The sequence below is a fragment of the Herbaspirillum sp. DW155 genome (genome assembly GCF_037076565.1).
Taxonomy (GTDB): domain Bacteria; phylum Pseudomonadota; class Gammaproteobacteria; order Burkholderiales; family Burkholderiaceae_D; genus Herbaspirillum.
The window spans coordinates 3,816,969-3,837,902 of the sequence record NZ_AP029028.1 but is presented as its reverse complement, the minus strand read 5'-3'; the positions used below and the strand labels follow the sequence as shown (position 1 = coordinate 3,837,902).

The following is a 20,934-nucleotide window of genomic DNA, read 5'->3' as shown; positions in this document are numbered from 1 at the left end:
GAGGCTTACTCCTTCACCGCCCCCGTCATCCCCGACACGTAATACTCCACAAAGAACGAATACACCACCGCCACCGGCAGCGAGCCCAAGAGCGCGCCGGCCATCAGCGCACCCCAGTGGTAGACGTCGCCTTCCACCAGTTCGGTGACGATCCCCACCGGCACGGTCTTGACCTCGGAAGAGGAAATGAAGGTCAGCGCATAGATGAATTCATTCCACGACAGCGTGAAGGCAAAGATGCCCGCCGAGATCAGTCCGGGTACCGCCAGCGGCAGGATGATCTTGACCAGGATTTCCCAGCGGGTGGCGCCGTCGATGAGCGCGCACTCTTCCAGCTCATAGGGAATCGAGCGGAAGTAACCCATCAGCAGCCAGGTGCAGAACGGGATCAGGAAGGTCGGGTAGGTCAGGATCAGCGCCCAGCGCGTATCGAACAGCCCCAGCTTGAACACGATCGCCGCCAGCGGAATGAACAGGATCGAGGGCGGGATCAGGTAGGCCAGGAAGATGCCCAGCCCGACCTGCCTGGAACCCTGAAAGCGCAGCCGTTCGATCGCATAGGCGGCAAAGACGCTGGCGGCCAGCGAGGCGAAGGTCGATACCACCGATACGATCACCGTGTTCAACAGCCAGGCCGGATACTGAGTATCGAACAGCAGCTTCTTGAAATGCGCCAGCGTCGGCGCGACCACCCAGAACGGGTTGCCGGTCTGCGAGAGCAATTCATTGTCCGGCTTGAAGGCCGTGATCACCATCCAGTAGAACGGGAACAGCAATACGAACAGGAAGATCAGCAGCGGAATGTAGATCGTCACCCACTTGCGCGGAGTCGATTGCAGGAAATCCATGCCCTGGGTTTCCTGCTGGTCGTCTTTTTTCTTGGCCATTATTTGTCACCTCCTTGTTGCCAGCCGCGACGTTGCAGGCCGAAATACGAGAACATGATCGCCGCCAGCAGGAAGGGAATCATGTAGGTTGCCAGCGCCGCGCCTTCACCCAGCGCACCGCCCGGAATGGCGCGCTGGAAGGAGAGCGTAGCCATCAGGTGCGTCGCATTGAGCGGACCGCCACGAGTGAGCACATAGATCAGCTGGAAGTCGGTGAAGGTGAACAGCACAGAGAAGGTCATCACCACGGCGATGATGGGTGTGAGCAGCGGCAGCGTCACGTGGCGGAACTGCTGCCAGGGCGTGGCACCGTCGATGGCCGCTGCTTCATAAAGCGAAGGCGAGATCGTCTGCAGGCCGGCCAGCAGCGAAATCGCCACGAAGGGAATGCCGCGCCAGACGTTGGCAAAGACTGTCGACCAGCGTGCATTCCACGGGTCGCCGAGGAAGTCGATGTAGCGGTCGATCAGGCCCATCTTGTGCAGGGCCCAGCTGATGACGGAGAACTGCGCGTCATACAGCCACCAGAAGGCCAGCGCCGACAGGGCGGTGGGCACGATCCAGGGCAACAGCACGATGGCGCGGAAGAAGGTCTTCAGCGGTACGTTCTTGTTGAGCAGGATGGCCAGCCACAGGCCAAGCGCGAATTTCAGGATGCTGGCGCTGATCGTGTAGAACACGGTATTGAACAGCGACAGCTGCGCCAGCGAATCGCCGGCCAGGTAAGTGAAGTTGTCCAGGCCGATGAAGTTGCCTTCGCCGCCGATCTTGGTATCGGTGAAGCCCAGCCAGATGCCCAGGCCCAGCGGGTAGGTCAGGAACACCACCAGCAGGATCACGGCCGGGGCCATGAACAGCATGCCCAGGACGTTACGGTTGTTCAGGAATCGGGATAGCATGATGTGCCTCGATGAAAGGGCTGCAGGCCAGGCCCGCAGCCGGTACTGGAGTAACGCTTCGCGCTGCGCCAGCGCTGCGGTACCGGGCTGGCAGGCCCTGACAACCTGCCCCTTGCCCGCTGTCCCGAGGGAACCCGGTCCGCGTTGCTGACGTTCAGACCGATGGCATCAAGTCTTGTAGTAGCGCTTGGCGCGTTCGGCGGCGCGGTCGATGGCCTGCTGCACGGTCTTGGCGCCGGAGGCCGCCTCGGCCACCATGTCCACCACCACGTAGTCCGCCATGCAGGCCGCCGAGGCTTGGCCCAGCGGGCCTTCGTGGCCATGGTCCAGCATCAGCGAGGCGGCATCGCGGTAGACCGTGGCCTTGGGATCTTCGGTCCAGACCGGGTTCTTCTCGTAGGCCTTCAGCGGTTGGCTGACATAGCCGATGGACGCCTTCACCCACGGGTTGTACTGGTCCGGCTCGAACATGAACTGCACGAAAGCCTTGGCCGCGTTGGGATACTTGGTGTGCTTGAACACCATCATCTGCGTGATCTGCATCAGCTCGGTGGGCTTGCCGACCGGGCCGATGGGGAAGTGCGCGTGCTGGGTATCCCTGGCGATGTCCTGCAGCTTGGGATCGGGCGAGTTCTTGGCGGCGTAGTACACCGAGATACCGTTGGCCGTCATGCTGATCTGGCCATCCAGATAGGCCTTGTTGTTGGATGGATCTTGCCACGACAGTGTGCCGGGTACGAAGGTGGCATAGAGCTGCTTGGCGTATTCCAGCGCGGCGCGGGTCTCGGGCGAGTTGATGGCGACCTGGCCGTTCTTGTCCACCAGCTTGCCGCCGTGCGACCACAGCAGCCAGTGCGCCCAGTTGTTGGCGTCACCGACGGCCTTGCCCAGGGCGAAGCCGACCGGCGTGTCCTTGGCCTTCAAGGCCTGGCACAGCTTGAGGAAGCCGGCCGTGTCCTTGGGAATGGTATCGAAACCGGCCGCCTTGAGCTGGCTTTCACGATAGACCAGGGCATTGCCGATCACGCCCAGCGGCAGGGCGATCCACTTGCCATCCTTGGTGCCGTACTTGCGGCAGACGTCGTACCAGCCGCCATAGCGCTTGCCCAGCGAATCGGCCAGGTCGGTCATGTCGACCAGCTTGGTCGGATACTGCTGCGGATCGTCGAACCAGCCCAGCACGATGTCCGGACCGCTGCCCACGTTGGCGGCCACGGCCGACTTGGGGCGTACGTCTTCCCAGCCTTCGCTGTCGGTACGCACGGCCACGCCGGTCAGTTCGGTGAATTTCTTGACGTTGGCGTTCCACAGGTCTTCGTCGCCCTGGACGAAACGCTTCCATCGCAGGATGCGCAGGCTCGCGCCCTGTTCGATGGGGTACTTGATGCTGTCGGCGCCGGCCGCGCCGGGGCCTGCCGCAAAGGCGTTCACGCCCATGCTGGAAGCGGCTGCGGCGGCAGCACTGGTGACCAGGAATTCGCGTCGTGTCAGCTTGCTCATGTCTCCTACTCCTTCGGTTGAAAGTCGAATGGACCGCTCTCGAACGGATGTTCTTGCGGATGGACTCTTGTTGTTGTGATGCTGCGCTACTGGTGTTGCCTGGGACTGCAGTGATGGTGCGGTGGATCAGCGGGCCGCCAGCGACTTGCCCGATTCGGCATCGAAGAGATGCGTGCGGCTGTGGTCGGGCACCAGGTGGATCACATCGCCCGCGCTGAAATCATGACGCTCGCGGAAGATCGAGGTCAGGCTGGTGTCGCCAAAGCGCGAGAACACTTCCGTATCCGCGCCGGTCGGTTCCACCACGATGACCTTGGTGGCGATGCCTTGCCCGGCCGCGCCGATGGAGAGGTGTTCGGGACGCACGCCATAGGTCACCTTCTGTCCGTCGCTGCCCTGCAAGGCGCTGCCATACGGCGCCGGCACGCGGGTGCCATCGGCGAACTCGACCTCGGCCGCACCGGCGCCCCGGCGCAGGGTGGCGGGAATGAAGTTCATCGCCGGCGAGCCGATGAAGCCGGCCACGAACAGGTTGGCCGGATGGTCGTACAGATCCAGCGGACGGCCGCGCTGTTCCACCAGGCCATCACGCATGACCACGATCTGGTCAGCCATGGTCATGGCTTCGATCTGGTCGTGGGTCACATAGATGGAGGTGGTCTTCAAGCGCTGGTGCAATTCCTTGATCTCGGTGCGCATCTGCACGCGCAGCTTGGCGTCGAGGTTGGAGAGCGGTTCGTCGAAGAGGAACACCTGCGGATCGCGCACGATGGCGCGGCCCATCGCCACACGCTGGCGCTGGCCACCCGAGAGCTGGCGCGGATAGCGGTCCAGCAGCTGGTTCAGGCCGAGGATGTCGGCGGCCTTCTTGACGCGCTCGTCGACGAAGGATTTGTCCTTCTTGGCCAGCGTCAGCGAGAAGGCCATGTTGTCGCGCACGGTCATGTGCGGATAGAGCGCGTAGTTCTGGAACACCATGGCGATGTCGCGGTCCTTGGGCTGGACGTTGTTGACCACGGTGCCGCCGATGAGGATCTCGCCGCCGGTGATTTCCTCCAGCCCGGCCAGCATGCGCAGCAGCGTCGATTTGCCGCAGCCGGACGGGCCGACCAGCACCGTGAATTCGCCATCGGCGATATCGATGTCGACGCCCCGGATGATCTGGGTGCTGCCGAACTGTTTCTTGACTGCGCGAATCTGTACTGATGCCATCAAATGCTCCTCGTCTCTATCCTCGAATCGACGCTGCGGAACCGGTTCCAGACGGAGCCGTTCGCAACGCGCTTGGTTCAGGCACGCCCTGTGGAGGGACGCACGGGAGATCCTGGTGGTCTCCCTTCTTCTGTTGTCTACATTGATGCAGCGCCGGCTGGCGGCCGGCGCGGTGCTGCGTTGGCGCCCCGTTGCCGGGGAGTGTTTTGACTTATTTGTTCTTGCCCTGGACGACCACGTAGGAGGGGCGTCCGTTGCGGTCCCAGTCGATCAGGTTCTGGGCCGCCTTGCGCCGCAGTTCGCGCGCTGCGACATCCGAGAAGAACGCCGCGTGCGGCGACAATAGCACACGTGGATGCTGCACGATAGCCGAGGCGGTCTCGGGCGGTTCCACCGGCAACACATCCAGCGCGGCACCCTTGAGCTTGCCGTTTTCCAGCGCGGTCAGCAGGTCGTCGATCCTGATCAGGCCGCCGCGTGCGGAGTTGACCAGATAGCTCTGCGGCTGCAAGAGGTTCAGCAGCGAGGCGTCGACCATGTTGCGCGTCTCGTCGTTCAAGGGCGTGTGCAGCGAGACCACGTGCGCCTGGCGGAACAGTTCTTCGCGGCCCACGCGCTCCACATAGGCGGGGAAGTCGCCATCGATGATGTAGGGATCGTAGGCAATCACGCGCTTGAAGAGATTGCGCGAGATATGCGCCATGCGCTTGCCGATGCGGCCCAGGCCGATGATGCCGATGGTGAGATCGGATGCGCGCGGAATGATGCCGGCGGTGGTGTAGTGCCATTCGCCCGCTTTCACGGCGCGGTCGTAGACGGTGATGTTGCGGATCAGGTCCAGCGCCATGGCCAGCGCATGGGTGGCGACTTCGCCCACGCCATAGTCGGGCGAGTTGGCGACCCACACGCCGTAGGCGGCGGCGTCGGCGGTGTTGATGGTGTCGAAGCCGGCACCGTAGCGGCTGGCGATGCGGATCTCAGGGCGGGCTGCAAAGACCTTGGCGTTCACCGGTGCGTACTGCACCAGCAGGCCCTGGCAACCTTCCGAGGCGGCGATCACTTCCTCTTCAGTGCGGCATTGCGCGGTCACGACTTCCACGCCGGCTTCCTTGTAGAGCGCAAGCTCCAGGTCGACGTCGGGAAAATCGTAGTCCGTAATCAGTACTTTCATTGCTCGTCTCCATGATGGTTGTCCTGGTCCACCTGATGCAACTAGAACCCATTTCATCAATAGGCGTGAGATGCGTTCTGTCCAGAAAGGGCGCTGGCAAGGCGCGCGACGCGTCGTGTGGCGGTGCCACACGCAAGGAGCGCAACGCGGCCAGCGCCCTTTCTGGACAGAACCCGCAGGGAGCGGCCCGTTTGGGCGAATTGCTGCGTTACGAATTTGGGTCAAGACGCCCAGTCTTGACCCAAATTCGCGCCTTGCACTTCATCCCAAACGGGACTCGCTCGCACTCACGCCTATTGATGAAATGGGTTCTGCTTCCTGGAACACGGCCGCCGCTTGTGTGGCTGTACCGTGGTCCCGGGGTACGACGGATGCTGGTATTAACGTGAATCTAATGCTGTTGTGATGAGCCTTAACTTTTGCTTAATGCTGCTTTTTGACGCCTGTGATGCCTGATGCGTTGCTGCAGGTGGAATTCGGTCTGACCGGTTGGCTTTAAAAAATTCTTGCTGCCCTTGCCGCAGTTGCAGGAGGCAAGGGCGGGCAGTTCAGTGATTGTCCTTGGGCACGTAAGGCCCGCTCTTGCCGACCAGGAAATCGAGGTCCGCCCCCTGGTTGGCCTGTTGCACGTGATCGACGTAGAGCTTGACCCAGCCACGCTGCATCTGCGGCGGCAACTCCGGCTTCTGCCATTGCGCACGGCGGCGCGCCAGTTCTTCGTCGGATACCTCCAGATGCAGCTTGCGCGCCTGCACATCGAGTTCGATGAAGTCGCCGTTCTGCACCAGCGCCAGCGGACCGCCCGCCGCCGCTTCCGGTGAGACGTGCAAGACCACGGTGCCATAGGCGGTACCGCTCATGCGTGCATCCGACACGCGTACCATGTCCGTGATGCCTTTGCGCAAGATCTTCGGCGGCAGCGGCATATTGCCCGCTTCGGCCATGCCGGGGTAACCCTTGGGGCCGCAATTCTTCAGGACCAGCACGCAGGTTTCATCGACGTCCAGGTCCTCGTCGTCGATGCGCTTGTGCAGGTCGTCGCTGTTCTCGAAGACCACCGCGCGGCCGCGATGCCTGAGCAGTTCCGGCGTGGCCGCCGAGGGCTTGATGACGGCGCCGTCCGGGGCCAGATTGCCCTTGAGGATGGCGATGCCGGCCGCTTCCTTGAAGGGCTGGTCGAAGCTGCGGATGACTTCCGGATTCCAGTTCGGTGCGTCCTTGCAGTTCTCCCACAGGGTCTTGCCGTTGGCGGTCAGCGCGGTCTTGTCGATCACGCTTTCCAGCTGGCGGATCACCGCCGGCAGGCCGCCTGCGTAGTAGAAATCTTCCATCAGGAATTTGCCCGAGGGCTGCAGGTCCAGCAGGCAGGGCAGTTGGTGGCCGATCTCATCCCAATCCTTCAGATCGAGCTGGATGCCGATGCGCCCGGCGATGGCCAGCAGGTGGATCACCGCATTGGTGGAGCCGCCGATGGCCGCGTTGACGCGAATCGCATTCTCGAAGGCCTGGCGCGTCAGGATCTTGGACAGCACCAGGTCTTCTTCCACCATCTGCACGATGCGTCGCCCGGCGTTGCGGGCCAGCACGTTGCGGCGCGCATCCACGGCGGGAATGGCGGCATTGTGCGGCAGGCCCACGCCCAATGCCTCGACCATGCTGGCCATGGTGGAGGCGGTCCCCATGGTCATGCAGTGGCCGTGCGAGCGGTGCATGCAGCTCTCGGCTTCAAAGAATTCTTCCTGCGTCATCTTGCCGGCGCGCACGTCTTCCGACATCTGCCACACGCCCATGCCCGAACCCAGTTCACGGCCACGGTATTTGCCCGAGAGCATCGGGCCGCCCGACACGCCGATGGTCGGCACATCAACAGACGCCGCGCCCATCAGAAGTGCCGGGGTGGTCTTGTCGCAGCCCATGAGCAGCACCACGCCATCGAGCGGATTGGCGCGGATCGATTCTTCCACGTCCATGCTGGCGAGATTGCGGTAGAGCATGGCGGTGGGGCGCAGCAGGGTCTCGCCCAGCGACATCACCGGAAATTCCAGCGGGAAGCCGCCGGCTTCCCAGATACCGATCTTGACCTGCTCGGCCAGGGCGCGGAAGTGCGAATTGCAGGGCGTGAGTTCGGAATAGGTATTGCAGATGCCGATCACCGGACGGCCATCGAACTGGTCGTGCGGGATGCCGCGGTTCTTGACCCAGGAGCGATAGATGAAGCCATCGCGGTCCTGGCGGCCGAACCAGGCCTGGCTGCGGCGGGTGGATTTCTTGGTGTCGTCGGTCATTGTCGTTCCCTGGCAGCGACGCGTGCGCAGACGCACAGCGGGCACTGCCTTTCTGATGCGATCCATGAACTGCCGGCCGGATGGGCCCGCAGTGCCGTTCAATGCTTGCTGCCTGCGCCTGCCTGGTCGTGACGATGCTCAGGCGATGTTGCGCGAGGGGACAGGATGACTGTCGCCCTGGTCAAAGAAATAGCGGGAAAAATCAATCAGCAGGAAGGCCAGCAGGGACCGGAATGCACAGCCGCGCTGCAAGGCACGGCGCGCGCGCACGCCCAAGGTCGCCGTGGCGCAGGCGGTGTGCGCCCAGCCAGTCGGTGTCCTGCGGTTCACATGCGGTGCAGTGCCTTGGTAAGCCAATGGGATGTCTCCGTTGCCTGAGGCCGCTGGCATCGACTGTCGCGGCTGGGTCTGTGCCGTCCGTTCTGCAGGCGGGCCATGCCCCGTCTCCCCGACGGTGGCAAGGCACGCTATGCGACGTGACTTGTAGGGTTGGCTGCGAGTCTATTGCAGCCGGATTTGTTTGGTCAAGTGGTAATACCAGATGGCGGGAAAGCATTTTGTCAGGAAGTGAAGAAGCTCACGCGCATGCTGCCGTCGCAGCATCCAGACAGGTCGAGGCAAAAGGCAGAAGCCAGGCGGGGCGAGGGTTTGCGGTCGATGGCTGGGCTGGCTGGAAATGCTGCGGCGCGTAAGAGGTGAAAACTTTTTCACGGTCTTTTCATCCTTGACAGCGGCGATCCGATGTGAAATTCTGGCTCAGCTGGTCTGACCACATGACCGCACTCCGCCACCCTTGCGCAGGGCGGCGCCAGAACAAAAATGACCCCGGAGACCCCAGCTCGCTGCCCGCATCGCGGTCCGTCCCGATCCGTTCCTGAAAGGATGCTTGTCCCATGGCTGCACCCGAACGCTTTTCCGCTGATGCCCTGCGTCAGTTCGCCACCACCCTGCTGCAGCGCGCCGGCCTGGAAGCCGACAAGGCCGATAGCGTCGCCGCCACCCTGGTCGATGGCGACCTGCTGGGCCACGACACGCACGGCCTGGCGCTGCTGGCGCCCTATGTGAAGGAACTGGAAAAAGGCAGCATGGCCACCTCCGGCCAGCCCGAAGTGCTCTCCGAACGGGCCGCTGCGCTGGCCTGGGATGGCCGCCGCCTGCCCGGCCCCTGGCTGGTGCATCAGGGCATCGATGCGCTCATTCCCAAGGCACGCGACTATGGCACGGCCTCGCTGACCATCCACCACAGCCATCACATCGCCTGCCTGGCCGCCTACCTGCTGCGCGCCACGCAGGAGGGCTTCATGATGATCCTGGCCAGCTCCGACCCGGCCGTGCAGAGCGTGGCGCCCTTTGGCGGTACCCGTGCGGTGTTCACGCCCAATCCCATTGCGGCCGGCATCCCGACTTCCGGCACGCCGTTCCTGGTCGATATCTCGGCGTCCATCACGACCAACGGCATGAGCAATCGCCTGCACAAGGCCGGCAAGCAGTTCGAGGAAGAATGGCTCATCGATGGCACCGGCCACCCCAGCCGCGATCCGGCCGTGCTCTCGGCCACGCCGCCGGGCACCATCCTGCCGCTGGGCGGGCTGTCAGCGGGGCACAAGGGCTTCGGGCTGGCCGTGCTGATCGAGGCGCTTACCGGCGGCCTGTCCGGCTTTGGCCGGGCCGATCCGGCGGCGGGCTGGGGGGCCACGGTGTTCATGTCGCTCTATGACCCTTCGGCCTTCGGTGGCGAAGCGGACTTCAAACGCCAGATGGACCATATCGCCCAGGCCTGCCGCAGCAATCCGCCGCGCCCCGGTGTGGGCCAGGTACGCATGCCCGGCGACCGCGGCATGCAGCGCCGTGCCGAACAACTGGCGCAAGGCGTGACCCTGCATCCGACCATTGCGCCCATGCTGCGCGAGGCCGGTGCCGCGTACGATCTGGAGTTTCCCGCCACCCTGGACTGAAGGCCGCCATGCCTATCGAAGCGATCGAACCGCAGCGCTTGTACCGGCAGATCAGCGACCAGTTGCGCAAGCTGATCGTGGACGGTGAATTCGCCGTCGGTTCGCGCCTGCCTTCCGAGCGTGATCTGGCCGTGCAACTGGGCGTGAGCCGGCCGTCGCTGCGCGAGGCCCTCATCGCACTGGAGGTGGAAGGGCATATCGAAGTGCGCATGGGCTCGGGCATCTACGTCTGTGCGCCGCCTGCACAGCGCGAGTTGCGGCATGACCTGTCCGGCGAGGAAGGGCCGCTGGAGCTGATCCGTGCGCGCGAGATGATCGAAGGGGAGGTGGCCTATGCCGCCGCTCAACTGGGCAGCAAGCAGCAGATCGCGGCGGTGGAGGAGGCCTATGCCATGATGATCGCGCATGCCCGGGCCGGCACCGATCCGCTGGAGGCGGACCGCCTGTTCCACATCCGCCTGGCCGAGGCCACCGGCAACAGTGTGCTGGTCGGGCTGGTGACGCAACTCTTCGATGCCCGTCTGGGGCCGCTGTTCGAGCGCCTGCACAGTCACTTCGACGGCACCCGCGTCTGGGAGGAAGCCATCGAGGAACACGGCCTGATCCTGCAAGCCCTGCGTGAACGCAATCCCGAGCAGGCGCGCGCGGCCATGCGGCGCCACATGGATATCGCCTTCACGCGCTACAGCGCCAATCTGATCCGGCAATACGGCAACCGCCAGCAGCAGGAAGGCGGGCCGCGCAAACGGCCGGCCCGCAAGACGGCGCTTTAGGGCCGGTTCACACAGGCCCTAGTTGAAGTAGGTGCGCGCCATTTCAAAGCGGCGCGAGAAATAAGGATTGTCCATGCGCGAGATATGCACCTTGCCATTGGTCGAGGGCGCATGCACGAAGCGGCCATCGCCCAGGTAGATGCCCACGTGCGAGAACGGACGGTTCTGGGTATTGAAGAACACCAGATCCCCCGCACGCAATTGCGAAGGATCGATCTGGCGGCCCTGGCGCGCGATGTCGGCAGCGCTGCCGCTGATACGGTAATTGGCAGCCTGGCCGAAGATGTAGCTGACCATGCCGCTGCAGTCGAGTCCGGCCGAAGGGTTCTTGCCGCCGAAGCGGTAACCGGTATCGATCAGCGAGAGCGCATAGAGCGCCACTTCATTGCCATTGTCGGTGGCTGGGAGCGCCGGTGCCTGCGATTGCGGGGCACCGGGCAGCCGCGACACGGGAGGCGCAGTCGGCGCCGTACCGCACGCCGCCAGGATCAGGGCCGCAGACAGCGCGGCCAGCGCCGACAGGGTAGAGGGAACAGCGGCCCTGCCCATCAATGCCATCCTTGCGCGCCCCGCCATGGCTTACTTCCCGATCTTGGCCAGGACGTCTTCCAGCATGGAGAACATCTGGTCGATCTCTTCCTTGGTCACGTTCAGCGCCGGCATGAAGCGCAGCAGGTTGGGACGCGGGGAGTTCAGCAGCAGGCCCACCGGTTCCAGGTTGCGCGCGGCTTCGACGATCTGCGGGCCGATGTCGCGGCCCAGTTGCAGGGCACGCAGCAGGCCTTCGCCACGCTCGCCTTCAAAGCCATACTTCTCGGAGATTTCCAGCGAACGCTGACGCAGGTACTGGCCGCGCTCGCGCACCGATTCCATGAAGCCGGGCTTCAGCAGTTCCTTGATCACGGCCACGCCCACGGCGGTCATCAGCGGGTTGCCGTTGTAGGTGCCGCCTTGTTCGCCGGCTTCGAAACAGGCGATTTCTTCACGCGCCAGCAGGGCTGCCAGCGGCACGCCGCCGCCGATGCCCTTGGCCAGGGTCATGATGTCAGGTTCGATGCCGGAGTGCTGGTAGGCGAACAGCTGGCCGGTACGGCCCATGCCGCTTTGCACTTCATCGACGATCAACAGCAGGTTCTTTTCCTTGGTCAGGCGGCGCAGGCCTTGCATGAATTCCTTGGAGGCGGGAATGACGCCGCCTTCGCCCTGCACCGGCTCCAGCATCACGGCCACGGTGTGGCTGCCGATCAGCGCTTCGACGCTGGCCAGGTCATTCAGGTTGGCTTTGGGGAAGCCCGGCACCTGCGGTGCGAACATGGTGTCCCAGCCGTCCTTGCCGCTGGCCGACATGGTGGCCAGAGTACGGCCGTGGAAGCTGTGCTTGAAGGTGATGATCTCGAAGCGGGCGCTGCCATCGGCGGCCGGGTTCTTCTTGCCCCACTTGCGGGCCAGCTTGATGGCGCCTTCGTTGGCTTCGGCACCGCTGTTGGCGAAGAACACGCGGTCGAACACCGAGTTGGCCGTCAGCAGGTTGGCCAGTTCGATGGAGGGCGCATTGTAGAAGGCCGGCGAGGGATTGATCAGCTTCTTGCTCTGCGCAGCCAGGGCGTCGGCGATGCATTGCGGGGCATGGCCCAGGGTGTTGACGGCCCAGCCTTGCAGGTAGTCGAGATAGCGCTTGCCGTTGTGATCGGTCAGCCACATCCCCTGGCCTTCGGTGAAGACCAGCTCGGGGCGGTTGGTGACGTACATCAGCTTGTTGGCGTCGGACGGGCTGTATTGCATCGATAGGCTCCTGCAAGAATAGGGTGGTTGGGAGGGTGGTGCAGACCGTTGCCCACACGAACACTAGGCGCTAGGCAGCAGGCACACGACAGACCCGGATGGCGAATAAAAAAAAGCCACAGGGTTTGCCTGTGGCTTCGCGATTCGTTTCACTTCACGCGCGCAGCAGCAAACCTTTCTCAGGTTGGCTGCGGCGTCGTAAGAATGTGGCGTTGGCGATCATGCGGTGCAGTTTATGACCTTTTGCGCAGAGCGTCAAAAAGAAATTTCCCGCCGGACCCGCCAGCGGGCGCTTGCGGCGGGCCACCGTTGCAATTTCATCGCATCTCGCCGGGCCGCGCGGCATCAGGCTTGCGCGGCATCTTCGCAAATGCGCGTGACGCCGGCATGACACCGGCGCTGCGCGCCACCGGCCGTTCAGGCGGCCGGGCTGTCCGAGACCGGTTTGGCCAGGTCGGCTTCGGAAGTGAAGGAATCGGCATAGAACTCGTCTTCCGGCAGGCCGCACTGGGCGCTGAAATCACGCTGTGCCGATTCCACCACGATGGGTGCGCCACAGGCGTAGACCTGATGGCCCGACAGGTCGGGGAAGTCTTCCATCACGGCGCGGTGGACGAAGCCGGTGCGGCCGCTCCAGTTGTCCTCGGCCTGGGCGTTGGAGACCACCGGTACGTACTTGAAGTTGGGCAGGTCCTGTTCCCACTGCCGGCACAGGGCGTTCATGTACAGATCCTGCGGGCGGCGGCCGCCCCAGTACAGGGTGACGGGGCGCCTGGATCCGGCATGTTCCAGCTGCTCGACGATGGCCTTGATGGGCGCAAAGCCGGTGCCTGAAGCCAGCAGGATGATGGGCTTGTCGGAGTCCTCGCGCAGGAAGAAGGTACCCAGCGGGCCTTCGATGCGCAGGATGTCGCGTTCCTTCAGGGTGGTGAACACCTGGTCGGTGAACAGGCCGCCCGGCAGATGACGGATGTGCAGGCTCATGTGCTCATCCTTGTGGGGGGCATTGGCCATGCTGTAGCTGCGGCGCTTGCCGTCGCGCAGCAGGAATTCCACATACTGGCCGGCCTTGTACTGCAGGCGGTCATTGGCCGGCAGCTGCAGCGACAGGATGATGACGTCATCGGCCACCTTCTCCAGCTTGGCCACGCGCACCGGCAGCTTGCGCACCGGGATGTCGCCCACGCCGGCCACTTCGCGCGCCTCGATGGTGACGTCGCTCTGCGGCTTGGCCACGCAGAAGAGGGCATGGCCCAGTTGCTGCTCGTGCGCCGAGAGGGCGCGTTCCTGATGCGGCCCATGCTCGACCTGGCCGGATACCAGCTTGCCCTTGCAGGAGCTGCAGGCGCCGTTCTTGCAGCCGTAAGGCAGGCCGACACCGGCGCGGATGGCGGCGGTGAGGATGGATTCGTCGGCGTCGCAGGTGAATTGGCGACCGCTAGGCTGGACTGTGACTTGGAAACTCATACAATTCTGCTTCTGGATAAATTTGGATTGAACACCGTGAAAAAACTGGGCCTGCCCCGCGTATTGATTCTGGGCTGCGGCGATGTCGGCCTGCGGCTGGTACCGCTGCTGCTGCCGCGCTACCGCGTGCTGGCCGTGACCAGCAACCCCGAGCGCCGCGCTGAACTGCGCGCTGCCGGGGCTATTCCCATCGTCGCCGACCTCGACGCGCCCCTGACGCTGGGCCGCCTGGCGCGCCTGGCACCGACCATCGTGCATCTGGCGCCGCCGCAGTCCGAGGGCCGCATCGACCGCCGGTCCCGCAATTTGGCCGCCATTTTACCCGAGGGCGCGCGCCTGGTTTACATCAGCACGACCGGTGTCTACGGAGATTGTGCCGGGGCAAGCTTCGATGAAACCCGCCGCGTGAACCCGCAGAACGCCCGCGCCGTACGCCGCGTCGACGCCGAAACGGTGTTGCGCGCCTGGGCGCGGCGTCGTCACGGCAAGCTCTCCATCCTGCGCGTGCCCGGCATCTACGCCGCCGACCGCCTGCCGCTGGAGCGTCTGCACAAGGGGCTGCCGGCGCTGATGGCACAGGAGGACGTCCATACCAACCACATCCACGCCGACGACCTGGCCCGCATCTGCCTGGCTGCGATGCGCCTGGGCGCGCCCAATCGCGTCTATCACGCGGTGGACGATACCGACCTCAAGATGGGCGACTACTTCGACGCCGTGGCCGATGCCGCCGCCCTGCCGCGCCCGCCGCGCCTGCCGCGCAGCGAGATGGAACGCAGCGTCTCGCCGATGATGCTGTCCTTCATGTCGGAATCGCGCCGCCTTCACAATGCCCGCATCAAGGATGAGCTGGGCGTGCGGCTGCGTTACCCCGATGTGCAAAGCCTGTTGGGACAATGGCAGCAGCAAAGGCTGACGAAGGGCTGACGCCTTTATGCGTTTTGCCCACCTTTATTATTCGAAATACGAATAAGCATACGATTTTTAAGTAGTTGTTTTGCATAGGCGGCATCAGTACAGTGCATGCCTGACTCAATGGGGGAGGCCCCTGTGACGCCTTTCCCGCTCCACCATCCCTTGCGCGCGGCCCGTCCGCGGACCACATGAAGCTATCTTTCAACAACGTCGCCAAGCGTTTCGGCGACCTGCACGTGATCGAGGAATTCACCCGCGAGATCGCCTCCGGTGAGCTGGTCGCGCTGGTCGGTCCTTCGGGCTGCGGCAAGTCCACCCTGCTGCACATGGCCGCCGGCCTGGAAAAGCCCAGCAGCGGCACGGTTGCGGGCGATGGCCAGGCCATCCGTGGACCGCATCCCGAGCGTACCCTGATGTTCCAGGAAAACGCCCTCTATCCCTGGCTGACCCTGCAGCAGAACGTGGCGCTGGCACTGGAATTCCAGAACATCGACAAGAAGAAATCCGCCGACCAGGCCCGCATCTGGCTGGAGAACGTCAAGCTCAAGGGTTTCGAAAACTATTATCCGCATCAGGTCTCGGGCGGCATGCGCCAGCGTGCGGCCCTGGCGCGCGCCTTCATCTCGCAGCCCAAGGCGCTGTTGCTGGACGAACCCTTCGGCGCGCTCGATGCGCTCACCCGCATGACCTTGCAGGATGCGCTGCGCGAGCTGATCCGCCAGCAGGGCCCGACCGTGGTACTGGTGACGCACGATGTAGACGAGGCGTTGTTCCTGGCTGACCGCATCTTCGTGTTCAGCCCGCGTCCGGCCAGAGTCTTGAAGGAATTCAATCTCGTGCATCACGAAAAGACGCACGACCTGTCCGAATTTGCGGCCACCCGCCGCGAAATCCTTTGCCTGCTGGGCATCCACGCCGAGCAGGACGAATTTGCAAAAAACATTGAAGGGGTTGGAGTATGAAATTCGCACGCATCCTGGCACCGGCCATCGCCGCCGCCGCCCTGGTTTTCTCCGGCAACGCGCTGGCTCTGGAAAAATTCAAGATCGGCTACCTGCGCGTCATGGACGATGCGCAAGCCATGGCCGCCTATGAAGCCGGCCTCTACAAGAAGTACGGCCTGGATGTGGAACTGATCGAATTCAAGTCCGGTACCGATCTGGTCAAGGCCATCGTCGGCGGCCAGTTGGACAGCGGCGTGTTCGGCTTCTCCAATGCCGTGGCCTGGGCCTCCAAGGGCGCGGACCTGAAGGTGGTGGGCGGCGCGCAGCTGGGCTACCACGCTTTGGTGGCGCGCGAGGACTCCGGCATCAACAAGGTCGCCGACCTCAAGGGCAAGACACTGGCCTCGCAAGCCGAAGGCAGCACCGCTGATACCGTGCTTAAGGGCGTGGTCCTGCGCGATGCCGGCATCAAGCCCGATGACGTCAACGTGATGGGCGTCTCGCCGCAGGTGGCGGTGCAGTCGCTGGTGGGCAAGCGCGTGGACGCGGCCTTCCTGTTCGAGCCGCAGGCGCGCATCGCGCAACTGATCGCGCCGGTCAAGCAGGTCTATGAAATCGGCGAAGTCTGGCCCTTCCCCTGCATGGTCGTCATCACTTCCGGCGAAACCCTGAAGAAGAAGCGCGATGCCGTCTGGAAGTCGCTAGACGCGCAACGCGACGCCATCACCCTGCTGCAGAAGAAGCCTGCCGAAGCCTCCAAGCTGATCGCCGGCTACTTCATCGCCGAGCCGACTCTGAAGACCCTGAAGCATGGCGAGATGCTGCGCGAAGACGTGATCCGCGACGCCATCAAGAGCCAGACCTTCACCCCCAAGATCAGCAAGAAGGACCAGGACCGCATGCAGGAGATCGCCGATATCCTGCAATCGCAAGGTTCGCTCAAGACCCGCGACGGCAAGCCCTTCGACGTGAATTCCATCACCGACCTGTCGTGGCAGAACGCGCGCAAGCTGTAAGCGCCGGAGCGTCTTCGATACGGCCTTCTCGGGCCTGCGCAGCCCGAACGGTTTGGGATGTCATGCCGAAGCAGTTCTCATGTTTTTTTAATCTGGCCGGCTCCTGTCCGGCCATTGTCTTTCCTGTCCTCCTGTCCTTATGAGCTCACAGCGTCGCGTTACCGGACTCCGCAAGAAACTGGCCATGGTGCTGGCCATCGTCTTCATCCTTTTGATGTGGCAGATCGCAGCCTGGTCGCTGCCGTCCTTCCTGATGCCCGGCGTGCCCGAGGTGGCCGCGCGGCTGGTGGAGGAAGTGCAGTCCGGCAATTTCCGCGCGGCGCTCTTCGGCAGTCTTTATCGCCTGGGCCTGGGCTATGGTTCTGCGCTGGTGCTGGGTATCGGTTTCGGGCTGATCGGGGCGGTGCTGTTCTTCTTCCGTGAAGTGCTGAAGTCGGCCATCGTGATCCTGCAATCGATTCCCTCGATCGCGTGGGTGCCGCTGTTCCTGATCCTGATGGGCTTCGGCAATTTGCCCATCGTGGTGGTGGTGGCCATCGCCGCTTTCTTCCCGGCTGCGCTGTCGGTGATGAATGCCACCGAGAGCGTGCAGCAGGTGCACGTCTCGGCGGCCCGCGTGATGGGGGCTTCGCGCCTGTCCATGCTGCGCCGGGTGTATCTGCCGGCGGTGATGCCGGAGCTGATCACCGGTGCCCAGCTGGCCTTCGGCAACGCATGGCGCGCGCTCATTTCCGCAGAAATGCTGGTCGGTTTCGGCAAGGGCCTGGGTCGCACGCTGGCCTATTCGGGCGAGACCGCCGACATGATCGGCGTGATGGCCAACATTCTCACCATCGCCATCCTGGCCGCGCTGATCGACCAGGTGATTCTGGAAAACCTCAAGCATCGCCTGCTGAAGTATCAGTACGTTTGAGCGGAGCGATCTCCATGCGCGCCCTGCACCGGTTCATCCTGCTCCTCCCGGTCTGCCTGCCGATGGCGGCAGCGCAGGCCGGCGTGCTCGACGACGCGCGCCGCAGCGATGCGGTGCGCATCGGGCTGGACCACGTGCCGCCACCCTACAAGGGCGGCATGAAATTCCGCACGCCCGAAAACATCGCCACCGTGCTGGCCGACGATCTCGCTGCGCAGTGGAAACTGAAGACCGAGCTTCAGCCCAACACGCCCGAGCGCGCCGCGCTCAAGGGCGTACGGCCGGATGTGATGCTCACGCGGGTCGACCCGGCCCAGGCCGACGCTACGATGATTGCCACCGGCTACAGCGCCGGCGGCATGGCCATCATGCGCACCGACACCACCATCCGCAGCTGGGACGATCTGAAGGGCCGTACCGTCTGCGTCTCCACCGGTTCGCCCTATGTCGGCAGCCTCAGCGGCCGCTACGGTGCCATCGAAAAAGTGATGCCGGCCCCGGCCGATGCGCTGCTGGCCGTGCGCACCGGCCAGTGCGACGCTGCCGTGCATGACGACACGCTCATGAAGGCGCTGCTGAAACTGCCCGAGTGGAAGAAATTCTCCGCGCAACTGGCTCCGGTCAGCCGTCAGGCGCTGGTGCTGCAGGTGCGTGGCAATGATCCCGCCGACCTGGCCAGTGCACGCCAGGCAGCGGCGCGATGGAACGATGCGTTCTGGGCCAGTGCCATCAAGAAGTGGGTCAACAACGTCGCCTTCGAGGTCTACCTCGACCAGAACGTGCCGGATTGCCACTAGAACCTGTGCCAGCGCGATAGAAGTTGCCAGGACAATATCGCCATGACGGCATTTCTTGCCAGGCCAGCAAGCCGCTCTGTATCGGCTGCGCAAAAAAGAGGCGATTTCAAGGATTTCCCTGTGGCAGAGCGCGGCAATGCGCGTAACATAGGCGGCATTCGCACCACTGTAAGGCTCATCCTGTCGCCTGCAGTCTTCATTTCTCAGCCTTCGTTTCAAAGGGAGCCCATCATGGCCATGGACATCGCCTCCGCCGTCAACGGCGTCGTCTCCGACCCCAACAACAATGCACCGACCACCGGCAAAGCCAACGATCCGGTGGCCGTGCGCCGTGCTGAAGAAGCGGCTGCGGCCCTGAAGGCCGAACAGCGCCGCCTGGAAGAAATCCAGGCCGATGAAACCCGCGCCGAAAGCGCCCGTCAGGAACGCAACCGCCGCGAGCAGGCCTCGCGCAATGCAACCGGCGAGATCATCGGCACGACCGTCAATTCGGTGGCCTGATTCCTGTTCTGCCGGCCGGTTGATCTGGCCAAATCGGATTGTTAACCTGGATTCAACAAAGCCCGCAACGCCTGCTGATCAGGCCTTGCGGGCTTTGTCGTTGGTGCCGCCGGGTGCGTCTGTGTCAGTGATGATGTCCCGAGGCATTCAGTGAACCGAGCAGCCAGGTCTCGGCCATGTCGATCTGCGTGATCAGCATCAGGAAGGTCTCGTCATTGATGCGCTGCTCGGCGCGCAGGTAGTGCACTTCCAGCCGCTCGGCGCGGATCGCTTCGAGCCGCAGTTCGCGCTCGAACTGCTTGAAGCGGTTGGCGGCGCGCTGGGTTTCCTCGGAATCGCTCTCGGCATTCATGCGCATGCGATAGGTGGCCAGCAGGCTGCCGCTGACTTCCATCAACAGGGCCAGGTCGTTTTCATCCAGGTTCACGCCGATGCGTTCCTGGGCTTCCTCGATGGTACGCACCGCCGCTTCCGACAGGCGCAGGCGCGCCATCATTTCCTCGGCGCGGCGGCGCTTGACCTCGGCATCGAGCTGCAGGTCCTTCAACAGCCACGGCAGCAGGAAGCTGCCGAACAGCAGCGAGCAGAGAATCACCCCGGTGGCCAGGAAGATCAGCAGGTCGCGCGCCGGGAAGGGCGTATGTTCGCGCAGCATGAGCGGGATCGACATCACACCGGCCAGCGTGATGGCGCCACGCACCCCGGAGAGTGCGGTGATGGTGATGAGGCGCAGGTCGAACTTGCGATTGCGCCCGCTCTGGCCGCGCACGGCCGAGGCGAAGCGGCGCATGCGCAGGTTGATCCAGACCCACACGAAGCGCAGCACGATCAGCGCCACCGTGATGGCCAGGATGTAGACGAACAGATGCCACACGGGCACGTTGCCGGCCATCTGCGCATCCAGATGGGCCAGCCCGATGATGCCCGGCAATTGCAGGCCCAGCAGCAGGAAGGACATGCCGTTGAAGATGAATTCCAGCATGATCATGATGCCGCGCCCCTGCAGCCGGGTCGCCGCCGATTCGCCGCCGGCGGTTTCCAGATACGGCATCAGCATGCCTGCGGCCACCGCCGCGAGGATGCCGGACAGGCCGAAGTGTTCGGCAAAGATGTAGGCCGTGAAGGGGATCAGCATCAGCAGCACCACCTGGATGCCGGGCTCGTCGCCGGACCACTCGATGATCTTGCGCCGGATCAGCCCGAAGCCCCAGGCCACGATCAGCCCCACGGCAATGCCGCCGGCGGCGATCAGCACGAAGGAAATGCTGGCGTCCAGCAGCGAGAAGGTGCCGGTGATGACCGCTGCAATGGCGAACTTGAAGGCCACCAGGCCGGAGGCGTCGTTCATCAGCGCCTCGCCTTCCAGCACGTGCTGCATCGAGGCTGGCAGGCGGCCCTTGCCGACGATGGAGGAAACCGCCACCGCATCGGTGGGCGAGAGCACGGCCGCCAGCGCAAAGGCCGACGGCAGCGAGATCACCGGGATCAGCCAGTGGATGAAGTAGCCCACCCCCACCACCGTGAACAACACCAGACCCAGCGCGAGCGCCAGGATGGGCCGGGCCAGTCGGAAGAACTCGCGCTTGGGCATGCGCCAGCCATCGGTAAAGAGCAGCGGCGGGATGAACAGCAGCAGGAACAGTTCCGGATCGAAGCTGATACGCAGGCCGAACATGGGCATGGCCAGCAGCGCGCCCAGGGCGATCTGGAACAGGGGCAGCGGCAGCTTGAAGGGCGCCAGCCGCGCCACCACGCCGGAGACGGCCACGGCGAGCAGCAGGATCAAAACGGTAAAGACGATTTCCATGAGGCGGCAGTTGATGCTCTTGTGACGGGGGGCGGGTGGGTCAGACCCGCAGGACTGCGGCGAGTTGCAGGGGTTTGCAAAGGCTTGCAACAGGCTTGCAAGTATACGGT

The 20,934-nt window shown here is 63.8% G+C and carries 20 protein-coding genes; 8 read left to right on the top strand and 12 right to left on the bottom strand.

Annotation, left to right across the window (positions count from 1 at the left end):
- Positions 1-5 precede the first annotated feature (5 nt).
- The 7 genes from AACH55_RS17450 to AACH55_RS17420 all read right to left on the bottom strand — a co-directional run bounded on the left by AACH55_RS17450 (position 6) and on the right by AACH55_RS17420 (position 8,311).
- Positions 6-887, bottom strand: coding sequence for a carbohydrate ABC transporter permease (locus tag AACH55_RS17450; protein WP_338715923.1), 882 nt, complete (start codon positions 885-887; stop codon positions 6-8).
- The gene (locus AACH55_RS17445; protein WP_338715922.1) at positions 887-1,786 is read right to left on the bottom strand and encodes a sugar ABC transporter permease; all 900 of its coding nucleotides are present in this window, start codon (positions 1,784-1,786) and stop codon (positions 887-889) included. The genes AACH55_RS17450 and AACH55_RS17445 overlap by 1 nt, the downstream gene beginning before the upstream one ends.
- Positions 1,787-1,954: 168 nt before the next feature.
- The gene (locus AACH55_RS17440; protein WP_338715921.1) at positions 1,955-3,286 is read right to left on the bottom strand and encodes an extracellular solute-binding protein; all 1,332 of its coding nucleotides are present in this window, start codon (positions 3,284-3,286) and stop codon (positions 1,955-1,957) included.
- Between the two features lie 126 nt (positions 3,287-3,412).
- The gene (ugpC, locus tag AACH55_RS17435; protein ID WP_338715920.1) at positions 3,413-4,498 is read right to left on the bottom strand and encodes a sn-glycerol-3-phosphate ABC transporter ATP-binding protein UgpC; all 1,086 of its coding nucleotides are present in this window, start codon (positions 4,496-4,498) and stop codon (positions 3,413-3,415) included.
- A gap of 211 nt (positions 4,499-4,709) precedes the next feature.
- Complete coding sequence (locus tag AACH55_RS17430) at positions 4,710-5,669, bottom strand: C-terminal binding protein (RefSeq protein WP_338715919.1); 960 nt, start codon at positions 5,667-5,669, stop codon at positions 4,710-4,712.
- A 548-nt stretch (positions 5,670-6,217) separates the two neighbouring features.
- Positions 6,218-7,954, bottom strand: coding sequence for an IlvD/Edd family dehydratase (locus tag AACH55_RS17425; RefSeq protein ID WP_338715918.1), 1,737 nt, complete (start codon positions 7,952-7,954; stop codon positions 6,218-6,220).
- A gap of 138 nt (positions 7,955-8,092) precedes the next feature.
- On the bottom strand, positions 8,093-8,311 hold the full coding sequence (locus tag AACH55_RS17420; protein WP_338715917.1) for a hypothetical protein: 219 nt from the start codon (positions 8,309-8,311) through the stop codon (positions 8,093-8,095).
- A gap of 536 nt (positions 8,312-8,847) precedes the next feature.
- Here AACH55_RS17420 and AACH55_RS17415 point away from each other — a divergent pair.
- On the top strand, positions 8,848-9,909 hold the full coding sequence (locus tag AACH55_RS17415; RefSeq protein ID WP_338715916.1) for an Ldh family oxidoreductase: 1,062 nt from the start codon (positions 8,848-8,850) through the stop codon (positions 9,907-9,909).
- An 8-nt stretch (positions 9,910-9,917) separates the two neighbouring features.
- Positions 9,918-10,682: a FadR/GntR family transcriptional regulator gene (locus tag AACH55_RS17410; protein WP_338715915.1), complete on the top strand. Its 765-nt coding sequence runs from the start codon at positions 9,918-9,920 to the stop codon at positions 10,680-10,682.
- 18 nt (positions 10,683-10,700) lie between these two features.
- On the opposite strand, the gene AACH55_RS17405 is transcribed toward AACH55_RS17410, so the two are convergent.
- The 4 genes from AACH55_RS17405 to AACH55_RS17390 all read right to left on the bottom strand — a co-directional run bounded on the left by AACH55_RS17405 (position 10,701) and on the right by AACH55_RS17390 (position 13,931).
- Entirely contained in the window at positions 10,701-11,231 is a 531-nt protein-coding gene (locus AACH55_RS17405; RefSeq protein ID WP_338715914.1) for a C40 family peptidase, read from the bottom strand.
- A 30-nt stretch (positions 11,232-11,261) separates the two neighbouring features.
- Positions 11,262-12,464 carry an acetylornithine transaminase gene (locus AACH55_RS17400; RefSeq protein ID WP_338715913.1) on the bottom strand — a complete coding sequence of 401 codons (1,203 nt, stop codon included), beginning with the start codon at positions 12,462-12,464 and terminating at the stop codon, positions 11,262-11,264.
- 154 nt (positions 12,465-12,618) lie between these two features.
- Positions 12,619-12,771, bottom strand: coding sequence for a hypothetical protein (locus AACH55_RS17395; protein ID WP_338715912.1), 153 nt, complete (start codon positions 12,769-12,771; stop codon positions 12,619-12,621).
- A gap of 110 nt (positions 12,772-12,881) precedes the next feature.
- The gene (locus tag AACH55_RS17390) at positions 12,882-13,931 is read right to left on the bottom strand and encodes a CDP-6-deoxy-delta-3,4-glucoseen reductase (RefSeq protein ID WP_338715911.1); all 1,050 of its coding nucleotides are present in this window, start codon (positions 13,929-13,931) and stop codon (positions 12,882-12,884) included.
- 36 nt (positions 13,932-13,967) lie between these two features.
- On the opposite strand from AACH55_RS17390, the gene AACH55_RS17385 reads away from it, so the two are divergent.
- From AACH55_RS17385 to AACH55_RS17360, 6 genes are all read left to right on the top strand, one after another.
- Positions 13,968-14,858, top strand: a complete 891-nt coding sequence (locus tag AACH55_RS17385; protein WP_338720332.1) for an NAD-dependent epimerase/dehydratase family protein — start codon at positions 13,968-13,970, stop codon at positions 14,856-14,858.
- 176 nt (positions 14,859-15,034) lie between these two features.
- Complete coding sequence (locus tag AACH55_RS17380) at positions 15,035-15,808, top strand: ABC transporter ATP-binding protein (RefSeq protein WP_338715910.1); 774 nt, start codon at positions 15,035-15,037, stop codon at positions 15,806-15,808.
- A complete protein-coding gene (locus AACH55_RS17375) occupies positions 15,805-16,806 on the top strand; it encodes an ABC transporter substrate-binding protein (protein ID WP_338715909.1) in 1,002 nt (333 codons plus the stop codon). Before AACH55_RS17380 ends, AACH55_RS17375 begins: the two co-directional genes overlap by 4 nt.
- A 139-nt stretch (positions 16,807-16,945) precedes the next feature.
- Positions 16,946-17,719 carry an ABC transporter permease gene (locus tag AACH55_RS17370; RefSeq protein WP_338715908.1) on the top strand — a complete coding sequence of 258 codons (774 nt, stop codon included), beginning with the start codon at positions 16,946-16,948 and terminating at the stop codon, positions 17,717-17,719.
- 14 nt (positions 17,720-17,733) lie between these two features.
- Positions 17,734-18,516: a transporter substrate-binding domain-containing protein gene (locus AACH55_RS17365; RefSeq protein ID WP_338715907.1), complete on the top strand. Its 783-nt coding sequence runs from the start codon at positions 17,734-17,736 to the stop codon at positions 18,514-18,516.
- 231 nt (positions 18,517-18,747) lie between these two features.
- Complete coding sequence (locus tag AACH55_RS17360; RefSeq protein WP_338715906.1) at positions 18,748-19,017, top strand: hypothetical protein; 270 nt, start codon at positions 18,748-18,750, stop codon at positions 19,015-19,017.
- A gap of 124 nt (positions 19,018-19,141) precedes the next feature.
- On the opposite strand, the gene AACH55_RS17355 is transcribed toward AACH55_RS17360, so the two are convergent.
- Positions 19,142-20,824 (bottom strand): Na+/H+ antiporter, encoded by a 1,683-nt coding sequence (locus AACH55_RS17355; RefSeq protein ID WP_338715905.1) that lies wholly within the window; start codon positions 20,822-20,824, stop codon positions 19,142-19,144.
- Between the last annotated feature and the right edge of the window lie 110 nt (positions 20,825-20,934).

Excerpts from the sequence above, each read along its gene's own strand:
- AACH55_RS17450 (WP_338715923.1), bottom strand. The coding sequence starts at position 887 with ATGGCCAAGAAAAAAGACGACCAGCAGGAAACCCAGGGCATGGATTTC.
- AACH55_RS17445 (WP_338715922.1), bottom strand. The coding sequence starts at position 1,786 with ATGCTATCCCGATTCCTGAACAACCGTAACGTCCTGGGCATGCTGTTC.
- AACH55_RS17440 (WP_338715921.1), bottom strand. The coding sequence starts at position 3,286 with ATGAGCAAGCTGACACGACGCGAATTCCTGGTCACCAGTGCTGCCGCC.
- ugpC (WP_338715920.1), bottom strand. The coding sequence starts at position 4,498 with ATGGCATCAGTACAGATTCGCGCAGTCAAGAAACAGTTCGGCAGCACC.
- AACH55_RS17430 (WP_338715919.1), bottom strand. The coding sequence starts at position 5,669 with ATGAAAGTACTGATTACGGACTACGATTTTCCCGACGTCGACCTGGAG.
- AACH55_RS17425 (WP_338715918.1), bottom strand. The coding sequence starts at position 7,954 with ATGACCGACGACACCAAGAAATCCACCCGCCGCAGCCAGGCCTGGTTC.
- AACH55_RS17415 (WP_338715916.1), top strand. The coding sequence starts at position 8,848 with ATGGCTGCACCCGAACGCTTTTCCGCTGATGCCCTGCGTCAGTTCGCC.
- AACH55_RS17410 (WP_338715915.1), top strand. The coding sequence starts at position 9,918 with ATGCCTATCGAAGCGATCGAACCGCAGCGCTTGTACCGGCAGATCAGC.
- AACH55_RS17405 (WP_338715914.1), bottom strand. The coding sequence starts at position 11,231 with ATGGGCAGGGCCGCTGTTCCCTCTACCCTGTCGGCGCTGGCCGCGCTG.
- AACH55_RS17400 (WP_338715913.1), bottom strand. The coding sequence starts at position 12,464 with ATGCAATACAGCCCGTCCGACGCCAACAAGCTGATGTACGTCACCAAC.
- AACH55_RS17390 (WP_338715911.1), bottom strand. The coding sequence starts at position 13,931 with ATGAGTTTCCAAGTCACAGTCCAGCCTAGCGGTCGCCAATTCACCTGC.
- AACH55_RS17380 (WP_338715910.1), top strand. The coding sequence starts at position 15,035 with ATGAAGCTATCTTTCAACAACGTCGCCAAGCGTTTCGGCGACCTGCAC.
- AACH55_RS17375 (WP_338715909.1), top strand. The coding sequence starts at position 15,805 with ATGAAATTCGCACGCATCCTGGCACCGGCCATCGCCGCCGCCGCCCTG.
- AACH55_RS17370 (WP_338715908.1), top strand. The coding sequence starts at position 16,946 with ATGAGCTCACAGCGTCGCGTTACCGGACTCCGCAAGAAACTGGCCATG.
- AACH55_RS17365 (WP_338715907.1), top strand. The coding sequence starts at position 17,734 with ATGCGCGCCCTGCACCGGTTCATCCTGCTCCTCCCGGTCTGCCTGCCG.
- AACH55_RS17360 (WP_338715906.1), top strand. The coding sequence starts at position 18,748 with ATGGCCATGGACATCGCCTCCGCCGTCAACGGCGTCGTCTCCGACCCC.
- AACH55_RS17355 (WP_338715905.1), bottom strand. The coding sequence starts at position 20,824 with ATGGAAATCGTCTTTACCGTTTTGATCCTGCTGCTCGCCGTGGCCGTC.